The organism is Pseudoalteromonas aurantia 208, assembly GCF_014858725.1.
In the GTDB taxonomy this organism is placed as follows: Bacteria; Pseudomonadota; Gammaproteobacteria; order Enterobacterales; family Alteromonadaceae; genus Pseudoalteromonas; species Pseudoalteromonas aurantia.
In genome coordinates this window covers 1866619-1884637 of the sequence record NZ_AQGV01000012.1, presented here as the reverse complement: position 1 = coordinate 1884637, position 18019 = coordinate 1866619, and the positions used below count along the sequence as shown (strand labels likewise).

General features: G+C 40.9%; 19 protein-coding genes. 17 read left to right on the top strand and 2 right to left on the bottom strand.

Annotated features, from left to right (window positions below):
• The first annotated feature begins 293 nt into the window (after positions 1-293).
• The 9 genes from PAUR_RS11930 to PAUR_RS11890 all read left to right on the top strand — a co-directional run bounded on the left by PAUR_RS11930 (position 294) and on the right by PAUR_RS11890 (position 8500).
• Positions 294-1334 carry a Leu/Phe/Val dehydrogenase gene (locus PAUR_RS11930; protein WP_192507961.1) on the top strand — a complete coding sequence of 347 codons (1041 nt, stop codon included), beginning with the start codon at positions 294-296 and terminating at the stop codon, positions 1332-1334.
• Between the two features lie 90 nt (positions 1335-1424).
• Positions 1425-2051 carry a CatA-like O-acetyltransferase gene (locus tag PAUR_RS11925; protein ID WP_192507960.1) on the top strand — a complete coding sequence of 209 codons (627 nt, stop codon included), beginning with the start codon at positions 1425-1427 and terminating at the stop codon, positions 2049-2051.
• Positions 2052-2462: 411 nt separating this feature from the next.
• Positions 2463-3233 carry a DUF3450 domain-containing protein gene (locus PAUR_RS11920; RefSeq protein ID WP_192507959.1) on the top strand — a complete coding sequence of 257 codons (771 nt, stop codon included), beginning with the start codon at positions 2463-2465 and terminating at the stop codon, positions 3231-3233.
• Positions 3234-3240: 7 nt separating this feature from the next.
• Complete coding sequence (locus tag PAUR_RS11915; protein ID WP_192507958.1) at positions 3241-4605, top strand: MotA/TolQ/ExbB proton channel family protein; 1365 nt, start codon at positions 3241-3243, stop codon at positions 4603-4605.
• Positions 4605-5129, top strand: coding sequence for a MotA/TolQ/ExbB proton channel family protein (locus PAUR_RS11910; RefSeq protein WP_138593585.1), 525 nt, complete (start codon positions 4605-4607; stop codon positions 5127-5129). Before PAUR_RS11915 ends, PAUR_RS11910 begins: the two co-directional genes overlap by 1 nt.
• Before the next feature lie 14 nt (positions 5130-5143).
• A complete protein-coding gene (locus tag PAUR_RS11905; RefSeq protein ID WP_192507957.1) occupies positions 5144-5548 on the top strand; it encodes an ExbD/TolR family protein in 405 nt (134 codons plus the stop codon).
• Positions 5548-6162, top strand: coding sequence for an energy transducer TonB (locus PAUR_RS11900; protein WP_192507956.1), 615 nt, complete (start codon positions 5548-5550; stop codon positions 6160-6162). Before PAUR_RS11905 ends, PAUR_RS11900 begins: the two co-directional genes overlap by 1 nt.
• Before the next feature lie 11 nt (positions 6163-6173).
• Entirely contained in the window at positions 6174-7433 is a 1260-nt protein-coding gene (locus PAUR_RS11895) for a tetratricopeptide repeat protein (protein WP_192507955.1), read from the top strand.
• Between the two features lie 56 nt (positions 7434-7489).
• Positions 7490-8500: a hypothetical protein gene (locus PAUR_RS11890; RefSeq protein ID WP_192507954.1), complete on the top strand. Its 1011-nt coding sequence runs from the start codon at positions 7490-7492 to the stop codon at positions 8498-8500.
• On the opposite strand, the gene PAUR_RS11885 is transcribed toward PAUR_RS11890, so the two are convergent.
• Both PAUR_RS11885 and PAUR_RS11880 read right to left on the bottom strand, forming a co-directional pair.
• Positions 8487-8840, bottom strand: coding sequence for a conjugal transfer protein TraR (locus tag PAUR_RS11885; protein ID WP_192507953.1), 354 nt, complete (start codon positions 8838-8840; stop codon positions 8487-8489). The two genes, PAUR_RS11890 and PAUR_RS11885, sit on opposite strands and share 14 nt — an antisense overlap.
• 35 nt (positions 8841-8875) lie before the next feature.
• The gene (locus PAUR_RS11880) at positions 8876-9862 is read right to left on the bottom strand and encodes a tRNA-dihydrouridine synthase (protein WP_192507952.1); all 987 of its coding nucleotides are present in this window, start codon (positions 9860-9862) and stop codon (positions 8876-8878) included.
• A gap of 153 nt (positions 9863-10015) precedes the next feature.
• Here PAUR_RS11880 and PAUR_RS24035 point away from each other — a divergent pair, with 153 nt between their 5' ends.
• The 8 genes from PAUR_RS24035 (at position 10016) to PAUR_RS11840 (ending at position 17880) form a co-directional block, all read left to right on the top strand.
• Entirely contained in the window at positions 10016-10759 is a 744-nt protein-coding gene (locus PAUR_RS24035) for an HvfA family oxazolone/thioamide-modified RiPP metallophore (protein ID WP_450091387.1), read from the top strand.
• A gap of 47 nt (positions 10760-10806) precedes the next feature.
• The gene (locus tag PAUR_RS11870) at positions 10807-11649 is read left to right on the top strand and encodes an HvfB family MNIO-type RiPP peptide maturase (RefSeq protein ID WP_192507951.1); all 843 of its coding nucleotides are present in this window, start codon (positions 10807-10809) and stop codon (positions 11647-11649) included.
• On the top strand, positions 11649-12389 hold the full coding sequence (locus PAUR_RS11865; RefSeq protein WP_192507950.1) for an HvfC family RiPP maturation protein: 741 nt from the start codon (positions 11649-11651) through the stop codon (positions 12387-12389). Before PAUR_RS11870 ends, PAUR_RS11865 begins: the two co-directional genes overlap by 1 nt.
• A 366-nt stretch (positions 12390-12755) precedes the next feature.
• Entirely contained in the window at positions 12756-13301 is a 546-nt protein-coding gene (gene apt, locus PAUR_RS11860) for an adenine phosphoribosyltransferase (RefSeq protein WP_192507949.1), read from the top strand.
• 1 nt (position 13302) lies between these two features.
• Positions 13303-15699, top strand: coding sequence for a DNA polymerase III subunit gamma/tau (gene dnaX / locus PAUR_RS11855; RefSeq protein ID WP_192507948.1), 2397 nt, complete (start codon positions 13303-13305; stop codon positions 15697-15699).
• Positions 15700-15758: 59 nt separating this feature from the next.
• The gene (locus tag PAUR_RS11850) at positions 15759-16085 is read left to right on the top strand and encodes a YbaB/EbfC family nucleoid-associated protein (RefSeq protein ID WP_010365021.1); all 327 of its coding nucleotides are present in this window, start codon (positions 15759-15761) and stop codon (positions 16083-16085) included.
• Positions 16086-16354: 269 nt separating this feature from the next.
• Positions 16355-16690 carry a hypothetical protein gene (locus tag PAUR_RS11845; RefSeq protein ID WP_192507947.1) on the top strand — a complete coding sequence of 112 codons (336 nt, stop codon included), beginning with the start codon at positions 16355-16357 and terminating at the stop codon, positions 16688-16690.
• Positions 16691-17103: 413 nt separating this feature from the next.
• Complete coding sequence (locus PAUR_RS11840; protein ID WP_192507946.1) at positions 17104-17880, top strand: hypothetical protein; 777 nt, start codon at positions 17104-17106, stop codon at positions 17878-17880.
• Positions 17881-18019 lie beyond the last annotated feature (139 nt).

Genomic DNA, 18019 nt, shown 5'->3' with positions numbered 1-18019 from the left:
TCACTTCAATGCGGTTTTTTTGTAATTATATCTGTACATTGGGGTCGAGCTTTACGTTTACGTAAAGGGTCCTTGCTGATAATTAAGATATTTTAACTGTATAAGTTGTTATTTAAATAAATATTGAATTATTTACCTCTATTTTTGGATATATTTAAAATAACAATTTAAATATGCAAGCAATTGTAGGTTGATCATCTCATTTCCTAGTAACACCAAACAGATAGTGATAGAGTTTTGCCAGTTTCAGCGCTACTCACCCCAATGGGGCAAAAATTTCGGAGAACTATAAAGTGGCTGTTTTTAACCAAGTTGAATTTGATAACCATGAACAAGTGGTGTTTTGTGCCGATGAGGCGTCAGGCTTAAAAGCCATTATAGCAGTACATAGCACTAAGCTAGGTCCTGCCGTAGGCGGTTGCCGCTTGTGGGATTATGCAGAAGATGAAGATGCGGTGTATGATGTACTGCGCCTGTCAAAGGGAATGACGTATAAAAATGCGGTCGCTCGTTTACCATTTGGTGGCGGAAAATCAGTCATTATAGGTGATGCTAAGACAATTAAGTCGGATGCACTATTTAAGGCTTTTGGCAGACACCTTGAGCGTTTAGGTGGCAGCTATTATTCAGCAGAAGATGTTAACATTACTACCGGTGATGTAATGGTTATGAATCAAGAAACTAATTATGTATTAGGTCTTGAAGGTAAAAGTGGTAACCCATCACCATTTACTGCTCTAGGTACGTTTTTAGGGATCAAAGCGGCATATCAGCATAAGCATGGACATCAAGATTTAGCGGGTGTTAAAGTCGCAGTACAAGGGCTTGGTGCGGTTGCTTATGGCTTGTGTAAGCACTTACATGAGGCGGGCGCAGAGTTGTTCGTGACAGACATAAATATGGCGTCCGTTGATAGAGTGGTAACTGATTTTGGTGCAACTGCTGTTGGTATCGATGAGATTTACGACCTTGATGTGGATGTTTACGCTCCATGTGCTTTAGGCGCAACGGTAAATGATGAAACTATTCCGAGAATTAAAGCGAATATCATTGCAGGCTGCGCTAATAACCAGCTTGCAGAGTCTCGACATGGTGAGATATTACGTGAAAAAGGCGTGTTGTACGCACCTGATTATGTGATTAACGCTGGGGGTATCATTAATGTGTTTTATGAAACCCAACCACAAGGGTACGATGAAGCACTTGCAACTAAGCATGTTGAAGGCATTTTTGAGACATTAGCAGAGATTTTTACTCGCTCTGAGTCTGAACAAAAGTCTACTCACATTATTGCGGATGAATTGGCACAAGAGATAATAGCAAACGGTTTATAATCGATACACTATAATTTCAATGAAAAATGATAAGGCATGCTCTGGCATGCCTTTTTTATGTGAGAGTGATGAGTATTGAAAACTTTGAATATGAAAACATGGCCTAGAGCAGACCACTTTAGATTTTATCAAGCGTTTTCGGAGCCGTTTTTTAATATAACAGTTGAATTAGAGCTTGGTAAGTTACACGCGTGGTCGAAAGCGCGCAAAGTGCCGTTTTCACACTGTTATTTATATTGTTTGTCACGAGCGATAGATGCTTATGAGCCCATGCGCTATCGAATTGTGGGTGATACGGTGGTGGTGACTGATGATGTGGTTTTGAGTACGGTGTTTTTAAATGATGACGAGACCTTTCGCTTTGTGCCATTGAATAAGGGCACCGACTTATTCGCGTTCTCTCACAGTACGGCGCTCGCACAACAATTCCATTCAAAACAGTCCTTGATTAATGATGCTTTTTTGTCAAGGTCCACTGATTTAAACCAGGCGTATGTTTCCATTTTGCCTTGGTTTAAGTTTTCCAGTTTTAGCCATGCCCGTACAGCAAGAGACGTAGAAAATGGCATTCCAAAATTTGTATTTGGGAAATATGATTCTATAACTAATACAATACCGTTAAATATCGAAGTCCATCATGGCCTTATGGATGGGCTTCATGTTGCTAAATTCCTCACGGAAATTGAGGTTCAAATAGCGAAATCAAGTAAAGAATAAGCTCGTTTTTTAGTCGTTTGAAGCACTCAACGTTTGTTGGTGAATAAATTGCAATAATTTTTTTGGAGTTAACATTTTGACCCTTTTAAAATCAATGGGTTGCATGTAAAATTTACCAAAATAATATATCCATTACAATATTTTGTACGGTTGTAATAAATTGTAAAGAAGATTGGTTAAGTGCTTTATAATCAACGGCTACAGGCGCTGGGGTAGAAAATCATTGTTAATTTTTTGTTTTCTATCGAGTTTATTTTTTATTGTCAACAAAAATTGTTTTGCCCGTGAAGTTGACACATGGACTTGCATTTAGCATTATTGGACAGTTGATATCTGTTAAAAGATATCAGGGTTGCTCTTTTAAAGAGTGATAAAATTATAAAAGTAACATTACTTAATTGGTTGGGAACTATGTCTGTTAAAATCAGAAAGAGTCTTGTAGCTACAGCACTTTTAGGTGCTACAGCATTTGCAAGCAGCAATGTGATTGCAGATCCTTTGAACGACGTACAAAAAGTAGGTCAACAAACTCAAAAGGCTGCTCAAAAGTCTCAAGAAAAAATCGACAACATTTTCGGTCAGACGCAAGAATTGGTCGGCGAATATCGCAGTGTTGTAGACGAAACAGAACTTCTTAAAGTTTATAATGATCACGTTGAACGTTTGGTTATGGACCAACGTGCAGGTATCGAATCTTTCGACCGTCAAATCGGAACTATCGAAAAGACCAAACAAGACGTTGTGCCTTTGATGTATCGCATGATCGATACGCTTGAGCAATTCATCAAAGCGGACGTTCCGTTTGATACTGAAACTCGTATGGGTCGAGTTGAAAAACTACGCGGATTACTTTCTAACTCAAAAGTAACGACTTCTGAGAAGTTCCGCCAAGTTCTAGATGCATATACAATTGAAACTGGTTACAGTTCAGGTATTGCTGCATCACAAGGTTCTTTAGAAATCAGCGGAAAGAATATTAACGTTGACTTCGCGCGCTTAGGGCGTATTGCCTACGTTGCTCAATCATTTGATATGAAGCACGCTTGGGTATGGAACAACGATTCAAAGCAGTGGGATGCATTAGGTGAAGAATACCTTAAGCCGATTAAAGATATGATCCGTATCGCTCGTAATCAGGCAGCCCCAGATCTTGTTGCATTACCAATCTTTGGCGCGGAGTAATATAAAAATGAAGAAACTATTTAAAGGTTTTGCAGTTGCTGCAGCACTATCTGTTTCTGCAGGTGCCGCGCTTAACGCACATGCAAACACAGAAGCACTAGACAAAATCCTTCAAGAAGTTAAGCAGTCGCGTATTTCTGAAGGTAATATCAACAAGAAACGTGAGCAAGAGTTCTTATCAGCACGTGCTGATAAGCAAGCTTTGTTTAACAAAGCGAAGCGCGAACTAGCTGCTGAAAAAGCACGTGGCGTTCGTTTAAACAAAGAATTCAAGCAAAACGAAATTACACTTGCTGAGAAAGAAGTTGAACTAAACAACGCAACGGGTACGCTTGGTGAGATGTTCGGTGTTGTTCGTCGTTCTGCATCAGAAGCAATTGGTTCAATTGAAGCGTCTTTAGTAAGTGCTGAAAAACCAGGTCGTGCTGAAGTACTTCGTTCATTAGCAGCAGCAAAAGAGCTTCCGACTACTCGTGAGTTAGAAGAGCTTTGGATTGCTTTCCAAACTGAGATGACTGAATCTGCAAAAGTTTCTACTTTTGAAGCGCAAGTTGCTGAGTTAAGTGGTGAAGTGAAGGTTAAGCAAGTAACTCGTGTTGGTAACTTCAACCTTGTAACGAAAGACGGTTATGTACTATACGATGCGGCAAATAAAGCAATCGTACCTTTAGGTAAACAACCTGATGGATACGTACTAAATCAAGTTAATGAACTACTAGGTACTTCAGCTGGTTCATATGCTAAGTTTTATGTTGACCCGACTCGTGGTTCAATTTTACGTTTGAACACACAGCGTGCAACAGTTGAAGAGCGTTGGCATCAGGGTGATACAGTTGGTTATATCATTACTGTATTACTTATTATTGGTGCGTTGTTAGCGCTAGTTCGCTTTATTGATTTAATGATCGTTGGCGGCAAAATGAAAGCGCAAATGAAAAACATCAATACACCTAACGCAAACAACCCGCTTGGTCGTATCTTGAAAGTTTACCAAGATAACAAGAACCAAGACGTTGAAAACCTTGAGCTTAAGCTTGATGAAGCTATTTTACGTGAAACACCACGTGTAGAAGCTGGTATCAACATTATCAAGATTCTTGCAGCTATTGCACCTTTACTAGGTCTACTAGGTACGGTTGTAGGTATGATCATGACGTTTGAATCAATCACGTTATTTGGTACTGGTGACCCGAAAATCATGGCAGGTAACATCTCTCTAGCGCTAGTAACTACAGCACTAGGTCTGATTGCTGCTCTACCTCTAATCCTATTACACGCTATCGTTTCAGGTCGTAGTAAATCTGTACTACATATCCTTGACGAGCAAAGTGCTGGCATCGTTGCAGCACATGCGGAGAAGGAGAAAGCCTAATGCTAGTCCTGATGGAGACCTGGGAATCTATCAGGGATTTTGTTGGCACAGGCGGCCAAGTATTATACGTGGTCGCGATAGCACTCTTTCTTATGTGGGTTTTAATGATAGAGCGCTATTGGTTCCTACTTGCTGAATACCCGAGAATGAAAGCGGATATTGTAGCTAAGTGGGACGCCCGCCAAGACACAACGTCTTGGTACGCACACAGAATTCGTGATGCATGGATTTCTGAAGCGTCTGAGAAATTAGATGAGCGTATGTTGATTATCAAAACATTGGTAGCTATGTGTCCATTAATAGGCTTACTAGGAACCGTAACAGGTATGATCACAGTTTTTGAAACTATGGCTACCCAAGGTACTGGTAACGCACGTTTGATGGCATCAGGTATTTCAATGGCAACGGTACCAACGATGGCTGGAATGGTTGCGGCACTGTCAGGTGTTTTCTTTAGCACTCGCCTTGAAGCAAGAGCGAAAATGGCTAAAGCAAGCCTTGTGGACAGTCTGCCACATCACTAGAGAGAGAAATAAATATGGCACGTAAACAACGTTTTCGTGAAGACGAAGAAGCAGCAGTAGATATGACACCGATGCTAGACATCGTATTCATCATGCTGATCTTCTTCATCGTTACCACTTCTTTCGTGAAAGAAGCAGGTATTGAAGTTAAGAAGCCTAAGGCTGCTCAAGCTCAACAGACCAAGAATGCTAATGTCTTTATCGCTATCCGTGAAAATGGTGAGATTTGGATGGATAAGCGTCAAGTAGATGTTGAGCGTGTTAGTGCGAACCTTGAAAGTATCATTGCAGAACAACCGACTGAAACCATCATTATCCAAGCGGATAAAGGTGCTAAACACGGTGTAGTTGTGAAGGTAATGGACCAAATCAAGGCGACTGATGACGGCCTTAAGATTTCAATCGCTGGAGCTAAGTAATGATTCGTTTTCTGTTTTCACTGATTGCAGGTGGGGCAGTTACTTTCGGCTTGTTCTTTTTTATGTCTTATTTGATCTCCGGCGGTGCCGATAGATCAAATGAGCAAAAAGAGCAGATAGTTGTCGAAATTTTGACGAATCCGCCTGAATCAGAGGTGCAGGAGCGGAAACGTGTTCCGCCTCCACCGCCACCTCCACCGAAGCAGCCGCCTAAACCGCAGCCGCCTCAACCTGAAAATGCAAACCCTGCAGCAGGTGCTATTGGCTTTAACATGCCTAGCATCAACTTAGGGGGAACAGCTGGTGGTCTTAGTGGTCCTGGTGCATTTGGACGCGATGGTGATGCTACACCTATCGTTCGAATTGAGCCTAAGTACCCAACACAAGCTGCGCGTGATGGTAAAGAAGGTTGGGTACAACTTTCATTTACAATTAACGAGCTTGGTGGCGTTGATGACGTAAAAGTTATTGCCGCAGAGCCAAAGCGTATATTTAATCGTGAAGCGATTAGAGCGTTACGTAAGTGGAAATACCGACCTAAAATTGTTGATGGAAAGCCACTGGTACAGCCAGGGTTAACTGTTCAACTTGACTTTAAACTTAACCAAGATTAAGGAGGCAAGAAATGACGCACTTAAAGAAAGCTACAGCTCTTGCTTTACTTATGTCTTTATCGGGTACTGTTTACAGCACAGCTGCTGTTGCAGCACCTGATTATGCTAAGATTGAAGAACGTAAAAACGCCAAAACCAAAATCATGGGTGAACGTACAGGTAAAAAAGTGGTTAAAGCTTTTGACTTGTACAACGAAGATAAAGTTGATGAAGCAATCGCATTGCTGAAAGAGCTGGAGCCTTCAAGTGATTTTGATAAAGCAACGGTTAATCGCTATCTAGGTAGCATGTATGCGCAAAAAGAGAACTATGCTGAAGCGATCAAATATGGTCGTTTAGCGATTGCGCCTGATGCACTGAACTTCAAAGATCAAGCTGACTTATATAAGTTACTAGGTGACTTATTAGCTGGTACTGGTAAGTTTAACGATGCGATTAAATCGTACAATGACTGGATGGACTTTACTGGAGAAGAAGACAGTAAAGTGTATGCGCGTATTGCTCAGGGCTATTATGAACTTAAGCAATACAACAAAGTTGTTGAGCCTGCAGATAAAGCTATTGAGCTAGAAAAAGAACCTAACAAACAATATCATATGATAAAGATTGGGGCGTTCTTTGAGCTTAAGCAGTATCAAGAAGCAGTTAAAGTTGGTGAAACTCTCGTTAAGTTATTCCCTGAAGATCCGCAGATGTGGACTCGTTTGGGTTCTTTTTACATGCAGACTGAACAATATAGTAAAGGGCAGACTGTGATGGAAATAGCGTATAAAAAAGGCTATTTTGAAAAAGAAAACCACTACAAGATCTTAGGTAGTTACTATTCTTTAAACGAAATTCCTTATAAAGCGGCGATTGTGTTTGAAAAAGCAATCAAAGAAGGGAAGATTGAGCGTGTTAAAAAGAATGTAACGGCGGTTGCTAGTTACTTTCACCAAGCTAAAAACTTGATTAGTGCAGCTAAGTACTATGAAGAAGCAGCAAAGTTTGACGATGATGCTGAACTTTATAGGAAAGCGGGTAGTCTTTTACTTTCTAAGCAAAAATATAGTGCTGCAGTTAAAAAACTGAATAAGGCACTAGAATTAGGCACTAATAAGAAAGGGATGACATACTCAGATTTGGCTGAAGCTTATTTGTATCAAGAAAAATACAAAAAAGCATACCAGTCTATTGTTAAAGCACAAGAAGATCCTAGAACTCGCAAGTTTGCAAGAGGTTGGGCTACGTTTATTAAAGACAAGGCACAACGCAAAGGCGTAAAGATCTAGAAATAGAAGCCCCGAAAGGGGCTTTTTTATTGGCTCTGTTTTAATTCGATAATATTATGAACCCTAAAATTACCTACCTTTTAACAACCTTGATGCTCTTAGTCGGCTGTGATGCTCATACACCTGCGTCTTTGTCTTTTAATGATGTACGCAATGAGCTTAAAGCGAACAATCGCGTACTTGATGGCCATACAAAGACGGATGACATCATTACGTTACCATTTAGTGAGGCTTACTTAGCGCGCCGGCATCATTTGTATGGATCGGTTGCTGTTGATGTGTTGACGCAAGCACAGCAACAAGAACTCGAATTTCTTCAAATTCAGGAACGCTATCCTGAGCGTTTTTTACCTTGGCCTGTGCAAGTCAATATGCTCGAAAACTTAGGCACGAACAATGAAAAATTAGCTGCGTGGTCACACTTAGTACAGACGCGATTGCAGAAAGCGATAGACAGTAAAATTTATTTATCTCGCTATGAACGTGACAGGCTATTGCAATATATTACGACGACAACGCCTCAGGTAGGATCAATAGTTTCGTTAGAAACGTATTTAGACACATATAAGCCCAGAACAGCCCTAGGTTTGTATCAATTGCCAAATGGCAAAGAATGGTACCAAAGTAAGCTAAATTACTACTACGGCCTTACTAAGGCACCTAGTAAAACGCTTAATGCAATTCAACAAGCACTGGCGAGTCAAGGAAAAAAGAGTTCGATTGATATCGATGATAGTAATGGAAGGCATTTTACACTGCACTATTTGCAAGCGCACTGCGAGCTGATAAATGGGTTAAATTGGATTGATAGTTATATCAATTTACCTGAAACGGCACGCCACTGCGCATTCAGTATTAAACCAGATACAAAACACTTGATTTTGGCATTAATGGAGATTGACCTCGGGATTCATTATCAAGGTTGGTCACACAAGCAGGCGAGTGTTACTTTGCAAGCGCGGATAAAACTCGTTGATGAGCAAACAGCAGCACTGATTGAAAGTGTGCTCTTATACCCAGGCAGTGTTTTCTCTTTGGCGAACATTGCTGGCTTTAACTCACTTTAGATTGGCATTGGTGGCATCGCTGAGTAGCCGCATCCTTTTTGAGTTCTTCGTATGTTAGTGGTACTTCACAGTCACAGCAATAGCCAAATTGACCAATGTCGATTTGGCACAGCGCCGCTTCTAATTGCACTAACCGTTGGTAACGTGGAAATTGTTCAGGAGTCACTTTACTTGCAATAAGGTCAAGCCAATCTGCGGGCGCGTTTTGTTCTAATACTAGCGCGAGCTCCCCTGTATATGGATGCTTTGATTGCTTTAGTTCCAATAAAAACCGATTGCGAACGAACTCAAGCTCATTCTTCAATTGAAGTTGATAGTTTCCAGTTTGTTCTGTATTCATAGTTGCTCTCCTGTGAACAACTATTATCATCAGCTTTAGTCAATTATATTATGATTTGAATCAATACTTGGCTGTTTTGCGTATTTTTCTAACACATTCACAACATCTTGTTTGGCTTTTAAGGTTTTAATTTCATCAAATAACTCATGGGCTTGTGGGTATTGACGCTTCAAATAGCCTAACCATTGCTTTGTTCTGGATGAAAAGTATTTCTCGTTAGACGCTGGGTCTTGGTGCATAGATGAGTGCAGTATATGATAAATAATATGCTCCCATTGCAGCGGAGTATAGTCATACCCTTGCATTTTAGCTTTAATTTTTGCCGCTAAATCAGGTGTTGCAAGCGCACCTCGTCCTAACATCAAATCTTTACAACCACTGCGTTGTTGGCACAAGAAAGCATCTTCAACTTGCCAAATTTCTCCATTTGCGACAACTGGTATTGAGAGCCTTGATAATAAGGGAGGGATCTTTTCCCAATAAGCAGGTGGTTTGTAGCCATCTTTTTTGGTTCGGGCGTGAATCGCTAAACTAGATGCGCCAGCACTTTCAACGGCATCAATAATTTCGCTGCTGTTACTGTCATCATCGAAACCCAGTCGGATCTTAGCACTCACTTGATGTTCGCTTGGTACTGCGTCACGTACGGCTTTGATGATTTGATACATTTGCTCTGGCTCTTTGAGTAAAACAGCCCCACCTTTACTTTTATTGACCGTTTTAGCTGGGCAACCAAAATTTAAATCAATGCCATGAGAGCCAAGCATAACGGCTTTTCGGGCATTATTCGCCAAAGCATGTGGTACCTGCCCTAGTAGCTGAATACGAACGGGTGTGCCAGCGCGTGTTTTACCTTTATTGAGCAACTCAGGGCAATAGCGAGTGAAAACGCGTCGTGGAAACGTTAGGTCTACAACGCGAATGAACTCAGTGACACATAAATCAAAGCCGCCAATGTCAGTTAATAACTGGCGCATTTTAAAATCGACGACGCCTTCCATAGGGGCTAACACTAGTTTCATCAGGTTACTTCATACAGCAAAAGGGCGGCCATTTTAAACGACTCTGTAGAAGTTTCTAAGTACAAATTTGCTTTTTTTGAGTTTTTAGTGAAAGATTTTAGTAGGGCATATGGTCTATTCAATGAATCAATTATTTCACAGAGAGAATCCAGCATGAACACAATTAAGAAAAACTCTATTGCATTAACACTAGGTGCGGTTGTTGTAGGTACTGCGAGTTTAGCTGCTCCAGAGGCGAGCGCTAACCCATTTGCATTTGAAACAATGACTGCGGGATACCAGTTAGACGCTGGAGAAGGTAAATGCGGTGAAGGTAAATGTGGCGGCGACGCAAAAGGTAAAAAAGAAGGTAAATGCGGCGAAGGCAAATGTGGTGGCGACGCAAAAGGTAAAAAAGAAGGTAAATGCGGCGAAGGCAAATGTGGTGGCGACGCAAAAGGTAAAAAAGAAGGTAAATGCGGCGAAGGCAAATGTGGTGGCGACGCAAAAGGTAAAAAAGAAGGTAAATGCGGCGAAGGCAAATGTGGTGGCGACGCAAAAGGTAAAAAAGAAGGTAAATGCGGCGAAGGCAAATGTGGTGGCGACGCAAAAGGTAAAAAAGAAGGTAAATGCGGCGAAGGCAAATGTGGTGGCGACGCAAAAGGTAAAAAAGAAGGTAAATGCGGCGAAGGCAAATGTGGTGGCGACGCAAAAGGTAAAAAAGAAGGTAAATGCGGCGAAGGCAAATGTGGCGGCGACGCAAAAGGTAAAAAAGAAGGTAAATGCGGCGAAGGTAAATGTGGCGGCGACGCAAAAGGTAAAAAAGAAGGTAAATGCGGCGAAGGCAAATGTGGTGGCGACGCAAAAGGTAAAAAAGAAGGTAAGTGTGGTGAAGGCAAATGTGGTGGTTCACACTAAGAAATTAACACTGGGGTAGCGCTGGCTGCCCCAATTAAGGAGAAAAGATGCTGCAGTCCCAATTAGGAAAAGTCGGCCTTGGTTTAAGGCGAGAGATGTTAGATGACTTTTTACTTTCTCCACCGTCTGAGGCGCAGTTTTTTGAAGTGGCACCAGAAAACTGGCTTAAGATGGGAGGTAAGTTTGGTCGCCAGTTTAAACAATTAACACAGCGGCATCAGTTTATTTGTCATGGTTTATCACTGTCTTTAGGGTCACCGAATGCTCTTGATGTTGCTTTTGTTAAAGAGTTAAAAACATTTTTTGATGAGCATAATATTCTGCTTTACAGTGAGCATCTTAGCTACTGTTCCGGTAGCGGGCATATGTACGACTTAATGCCGATTCCCTTTACTGAGGAGGCGGTAACACATGTTGCGAGTCGTATTCGGCAGGTACAAGATATTTTAGAGCGAACTATTGCAATAGAAAATGTCTCGTACTATGCAGCGCCGGGTCAACAGATGTCAGAGCAAGACTTCACTTTAGCTGTTTTAGAAGAAGCAGACTGTGACTTGTTATTAGATGTAAATAACATTTACGTTAATAGTATAAACCATCAATATGATGCGCTTGAGTTCATGCGTGCAATGCCGCAAGCGCGTATAGCGTATGGGCATGTGGCAGGACATTTTGTAGAAGCAGAAGATTTACTTATTGATACACACGGCGCACCGGTTTGTGATCCGGTTTGGGATTTACTGGATAAAACATACCAATATCATGGTGTATTTCCCACTTTACTAGAACGAGACTTTAATATTCCCGACATTGTAGAGCTTAGGGGAGAATTAAATCAAATTCACAGCTTGCAGACCCAAGCACAACTTAATACGAAAGGGGTTGCATAATGTCATTTGCTCAAGTGCAACAAGCATTTATGGCCCACATTCGAAACCCTGAATTAGTTGCTCGGCCAAAAGATGTGTCTGAACGGCGAATAAAAATTTATAACGAGCTGTTTTTTAATAATATTGAAGGTTTTGTTGCGTCGGCGTTTCCGGTATTAAAAAGCCTGTATGAGCGTAAAGATTGGCTGGCATTAGTACGCCAATTTTTTACTGTACATAACTGTCAGAGTCCCTATTTTTTGGAGATTAGCCAAGAGTTCTTATCGTTTTTACAGCATAGTTATGAACTGACACCGAACGACCCTGTCTTTATGCTGGAACTAGCGCACTATGAATGGGTAGAGCTTGACGTATCTGTGTGCCTAAGTTCAGACAACTATTGTGCAATAAGTGATTGGCAGACGCAGCCTTTATACTTAAAAGACACCGCCCGTAACTTAAGTTATACCTTTGCGGTTCATCAAATTAGTGAGGAATTCGTGCCACAACAGCCAAGTGAGCAACCCCATTACTTTGTGGTATATCGGGACGCAGATGAAGAAGTGGCATTTATTTCTTCTAATCCGATGACGGCTTTACTGCTGAACGTGTTAGAACAAAACTCAGGGATTGTACTGCCCAAGTTAGTTGAAGCAGTATTGACTCAGGTTCCTCAGTTTACGTATGAACAGCTAAGTGTAGGTGCACAACAAACACTCAGTGCAATGGCCGACTTAGGAGTTGTTGCGTCAAAAAACTAACATTTACATCTTTATTGACTATAGTAGATCGATTATCATGTGCTGCGTTTTGTCGTGCTAAAAATTAAGGTAATTACTATGTCTGAAGGTGATTTCAAAGACCCATTTAATGCAACATATTTTTTTGCATTTTTAGCGGTGTTTGCAGTGGTAGGGTGTTTAAATGGGATTTTAGGTTGGATCAGCCTAAGCGCATAAACCCAATCACATTGTTTATATCATAAGGCTGCCAATGTGCAGCCTTTTTTGTTGTTTGTTTGAGCACTCAAACGTATTAATTTGATAAACATAGCAACGGGCATTTCATGTTCAGCCATTCTTGTTATAATCACTTCTTTGATAATTTATTTAACAAAGTTCCTTATTATGACGAAAGCTAATTTGTCTTTAATTGCAGACAGTATTGTAACTATTCCAGATTACCCTAAACCTGGGATCATGTTTCGCGATGTAACAACGCTACTCGCTAACCCTGAAGCACTTAAAGCAACCATCGATTGCTTTATTGAGAAATATCAAGGGCAAGGGTTTACAAAAATAATAGGGACAGAATCCCGCGGCTTTATTTTTGGTGCGCCTTTATCGTACGCATTAGGTATTCCATTTATTCCAGTACGTAAGCCAGGCAAATTACCACGCGAAGTGATCAGTCAATCTTACCAATTAGAATACGGTGAAGACACCTTAGAGTTACATACTGATGCAATCGTAGAGGGTGATAAAGTACTCTTAGTTGATGACTTGCTAGCAACAGGTGGCACAATTGAAGCAACCGCTAAATTGGTAGAGCGCTTAGGCGGTAAGGCAACGGATGGCGCGTTTGTTATCTCATTACCGGGCCTTGGTGGCGAGAAGCGTATTAAAGAACTTGGTATTAACGTGTTTACGTTGGTCGAGTACGAAGGCGAATAATATGAGTTATCAGGTCCTAGCTCGAAAGTGGCGTCCACAAACCTTTCATCAATTAGTTGGCCAAGCGCATGTAAAGCAAGCACTGGTCAATGCACTCAATGAGCAAAGGTTGCACCACGCTTATTTATTCACTGGGACCCGAGGCGTTGGTAAAACGACCATCGCCCGTATTTTTGCAAAAAGCCTTAATTGTGATCAAGGGATCACGTCTAATCCGTGTGGACAGTGCAGTAGCTGCCAAGATATCGAAGCTGGTAAGTTTATTGACCTCATTGAAATTGATGCAGCGTCACGCACAAAAGTAGAAGATACACGGGAAATTTTAGACAATGTACAATACTCACCGACAAGAGGCCGATATAAGGTTTATCTAATAGATGAAGTACATATGCTGTCAAAGCATAGTTTTAATGCATTGCTTAAAACGCTTGAAGAGCCCCCTGAGCACGTTAAGTTTTTATTGGCGACAACCGATCCACAAAAGTTGCCCGTCACGATTTTATCGCGATGTTTGCAATTTAATTTAAATGCATTGTCTCAAGGTGAAATCACTGCTCAACTAGAGCACATTTTGCCGCAAGAAAACGTGACCTTTGACGAGCAGTCGTTACAAATACTGGCCAAAGCAGCCGATGGCAGTATGCGAGATGGCCTCAGTTTAACAGATCAAGCTATAGCACAAACCAATGGTGACTTAAATGTGGTTGCAGTCCAACAAATGCTCGGACTGATGGACAGCCGCCATGCTTTACTCTTATTGTCAGCTGTTTTATGTCAAGACGGCGAGTTATTACTCACTGAAGTCGCAAATATAGCTGTAAAAAATGGCAATTTCATTAGTGTGCTAGATGATTTAATTGCGCTATGTCATGTGATCCAATTAGCGCAGCTTGTGCCTCAGGCCGTGCAATTTAGTCAATTTGAAGAAGCGGATGTTCTCGCTATTATGCAGCAAACTGATGCACATCAAGTACAACTGTTTTACCAATTATTACTCAATGGTAAAAAAGACTTAAAATGGGCGCCAGAGCAAAAACTGGGTTTTGAAATGGTGATGCTACGTTTGTTGGCGTTTGAACAAAGTGATATATCACAATCAAGCACACCATCCACAGAACAAGTCACAACAAGTAAGTCAAAGGTAGGTGATTTACGTGCGTTATTTAATAAGCCAGCAAAACAACAAAGCCAACCACCACAGCCCTCTGTATCTGGCTCTCAAGCCGCATCTCAAGTAATACAGCCACAAGTTGATCAGCATACGAAACAACTAACAACAGAGCAACAACCGCAGCATGAAGCCACTGCACCTGCAATCGCTGAACATGGCGTGATAGAGCACACCTCGGTTAACCAAGCTGCGGCTTTTGAATCAGCAACATCTAACAATGTTAATACAGTTGATATGCACTCTCCAGAGTTGTCAGCTAATGCACCTGACGTAGTTGAAAACTTTGCAGCCACCCCTGCGCTGGATAAGGCATTTATTGAACAGAATAATGACCAGCCCGCTGAACACAGTGCAGAACAGAATATTGCAAATGAATACAGCGAGCTAATGTCGAAAGCGGTTGAGCTAGGGTTTAGTGAATCTCAAAATACCCAGAGTACTCAGCAGCCTGCAGACAATAACAATACTCAATCGTCTACAGTGCCTCAGGTAGAGGGTGACTCCTTACAAGCTAAGCAAGCGAATGCGAATTCGGCAATTGCTAAAATATTGCAAAATCGCAATATTTCTGGGGCAGGGCAACTTTTACAGCCAAAAGGCGAAGAGCCAAAAAAGCCGACGGCGCATAGTGCGCCGCATACACACAAGCATAAACGCGCGGTTACTGTTGAAAAACCTGAAAAGAAAATTCCGTTTGCGCAAAAGCATCAAGCGAAAACTGAAAATTTAGCACCGGAACTATTAGAGCAAATAGCGCCTGTGAAAAAGGCAGAGCAACCAGAGCCAGTTGCTCAAGCAGTCGAAATACCTGAAGATTTTACCAGTCCAATTAGTGATATTCGTTTTGCTCATCAACAAGATGAATGGGCACATTTAATTAAGCGAATGGGGCTTGGTGGTAGAATGCGACAATTTGCGTTACATTCTATTTTTAATAAAGAAAATAACAGTATTAAGTTGGATGTAGATGCGTCTCAGCAACACTTAGATAGCGCAATTTTACGACAGAAATTGATTGCTTCATTAAGTGAAATATACGGGTATGAAGTTGAGGTAGACATTGTGTTTTCCCCAGGCGTAATAGATTCCCCGTTTTTGATTCAACAAAAAATAGACGCACAGCGCTACCAGCAAGCTGTGGATGTTATTAACCAAGATGAGAATGTCGTGCAGTTCGTACAAGAATTTGCTGCGATCATTGATGAAAATACGATTCAGGCGTTGTAATTCGTTACAATAGCCCTTATCTTTTAGCCAGTTTTGATTTGATGTAAGAGAGAAAGTTTATGTTTAAAGGTGGAATGGGTAACATGATGAAGCAAGCGCAGCAAATGCAAGAGCGCATGCAAAAAGCCCAAGACGAAATTAAAAATTTAGAAGTAACAGGTGAAGCCGGTGCTGGCCTAGTTAAAGTGACTATGTTAGGTAGCCACAATGTGCGTCGTGTTGAAATTGATGAGAGCCTAATGGAAGACGACAAAGATATGATTGAAGACTTACTGGCAGCAGCGGTAAATGACGCAGTACGTCGTGTAGGTGAAGCGTCAGAGAAGAAAATGGCCGATGTAACAGGCGGAATGCAACTACCACCTGGTATGAAAATGCCATTCTAATTTAGAATCCCATAAAAATAGCGCCAGAAGGCGCTATTTTTTTGTCTGAAATTTAGGTATATCGGATAAGAACTAGATTCTAATTATCTCTCACAGCACTATGGTGCTGACACAAGACTGTACAAGTAACTTGTTCTGAGTTGCTTGTTGTTTCAAAAAAACCGAGAAACTAAAAATGGTTCATCTTGTAAGTGGTGGTTAATATATATGATAATGGCCTTACTCTGATATAATTGATCTAATTTTTGGATATATACAGGGTGCACCAAGTGCTAAAAAATCTATTTATAGTAATTATTTTTGTTGCGTCATTTGTCTCTAATGCGACAAGCTTGACAGTGTCAGATGTAAACATAACAAAGTTCAGGGTATATGAAACCGCAGATGATTCAGTCAGTGTTTGGTTGCATATCAATGGCAGTGGCCGCGTAGGACCTAACCCTACTAATTCGAGTGTTACGTGTGAGTTGTGGACCAATAGCATGACGGTTTATTCGACCGCTTTAGCTGCATTTATGGCAAATAAAAAAGTCACGATTGGGTACGTCGATCGTGGCGAAGGCACACATTGGTGTAAAGTACGAGATCTCTCTGTGAATCAATAGCTATAATCTTTTTAAAACTGACTTTAATTGTATTTAGGCTTCGATATAAGTGGCTACCCTTACGTAGTTTACATGATGTATCGGACGGATGTGAGCACTCTAAAATACGATACCAAGCTTGGTTGTGAAATTTTTTCAAAAAGCACGGTATGTATACCGTGCTTTTTTTGTGCTGAAGTAGCCTGTTCAATAAATGTGCGGTTTGAAATATTAATGAGTTGTATCTCGGTGTATATATTTAATATGCATCGCTTTTTTGAAAATAAATACTTTAGACTAATATCGTAATGGCTGGAAGCTTTGATGTGTATGGAAAATTCTATTATTTGATATTCTGTGTGTTAAAGTTCTTACTAAAAGCAATTAATAACTGGATTATTTATATTTAGTAAATGAAAAATTAGGAATATATTTTGAAGTTTGTGTGGGTGTTAATCACTGTATTGAGTTTAAACGCATTTGGGTTGACCTATAAGTCAGATAATTTCACGGTGGAATATGATGCAAATGTGTCTAAAGAAATAGTCGCAAAACTTGCGACGCAAATAGAAAAAGAGCGGGCGATTGTTTTGAACTATTTGAATCAGTCGACAAGCTATCATGGTACGCCAATCAAAGAGCCACTCATTGTTTATATCTCGAAGAAAAAACGTATACCTTATCAAGATTGGAATACCATCCATTTACCTGAAAAAAGAGTGCTTCAAACATTTTCTGAGGAAGTATTATCAGAGAAAGTTAAAGGGACTAACGCAGGGCTCGCCGTTATTCATGAGCTGACTCATGTTTATGCTGTGAGTGCGTATAGAAAGCAGAAGAAAAATGGCTATGAAGATAGGTTCTTTGATGATGGAATTGCGGTATTTTTGCAGCATAGATTTGGTGCTGCGCCTGAGTACCCTGATTTTGGCCACGACCTTTATCGCGCGGTTGCCGTGGCAGCAACGGAATATGGCCAGCTAATTCGCCTTGCAGAGGCTGAAAACGTTAGGCACAGTGCTAAAACGGGGTTAGGTAGAAAGCTGGCTTATTTACAAGAGGGGGCTTTCACACAGTTTTTAATCGAGCGATTTGGACTGAGTACTTACCTCGAAATATATGCTGGCGCAGACGTAAAAGTGAAAACAGGGTATTCATTGATTGAGCTTGAAAAGCAATGGGCGACGTTAATATCGGTGTTTATGCTATAACTGCTGTACTTTGGTCGCGTATACTTAAACCGCTTATACTAATATATGAATCGTTCAGCTATTAAAATAGAAGCGCTTGTAAAGCAAGGTACGTACTGCGTTGTGGTTATTTTTTATTATCATTTATAGGAAAAGAATA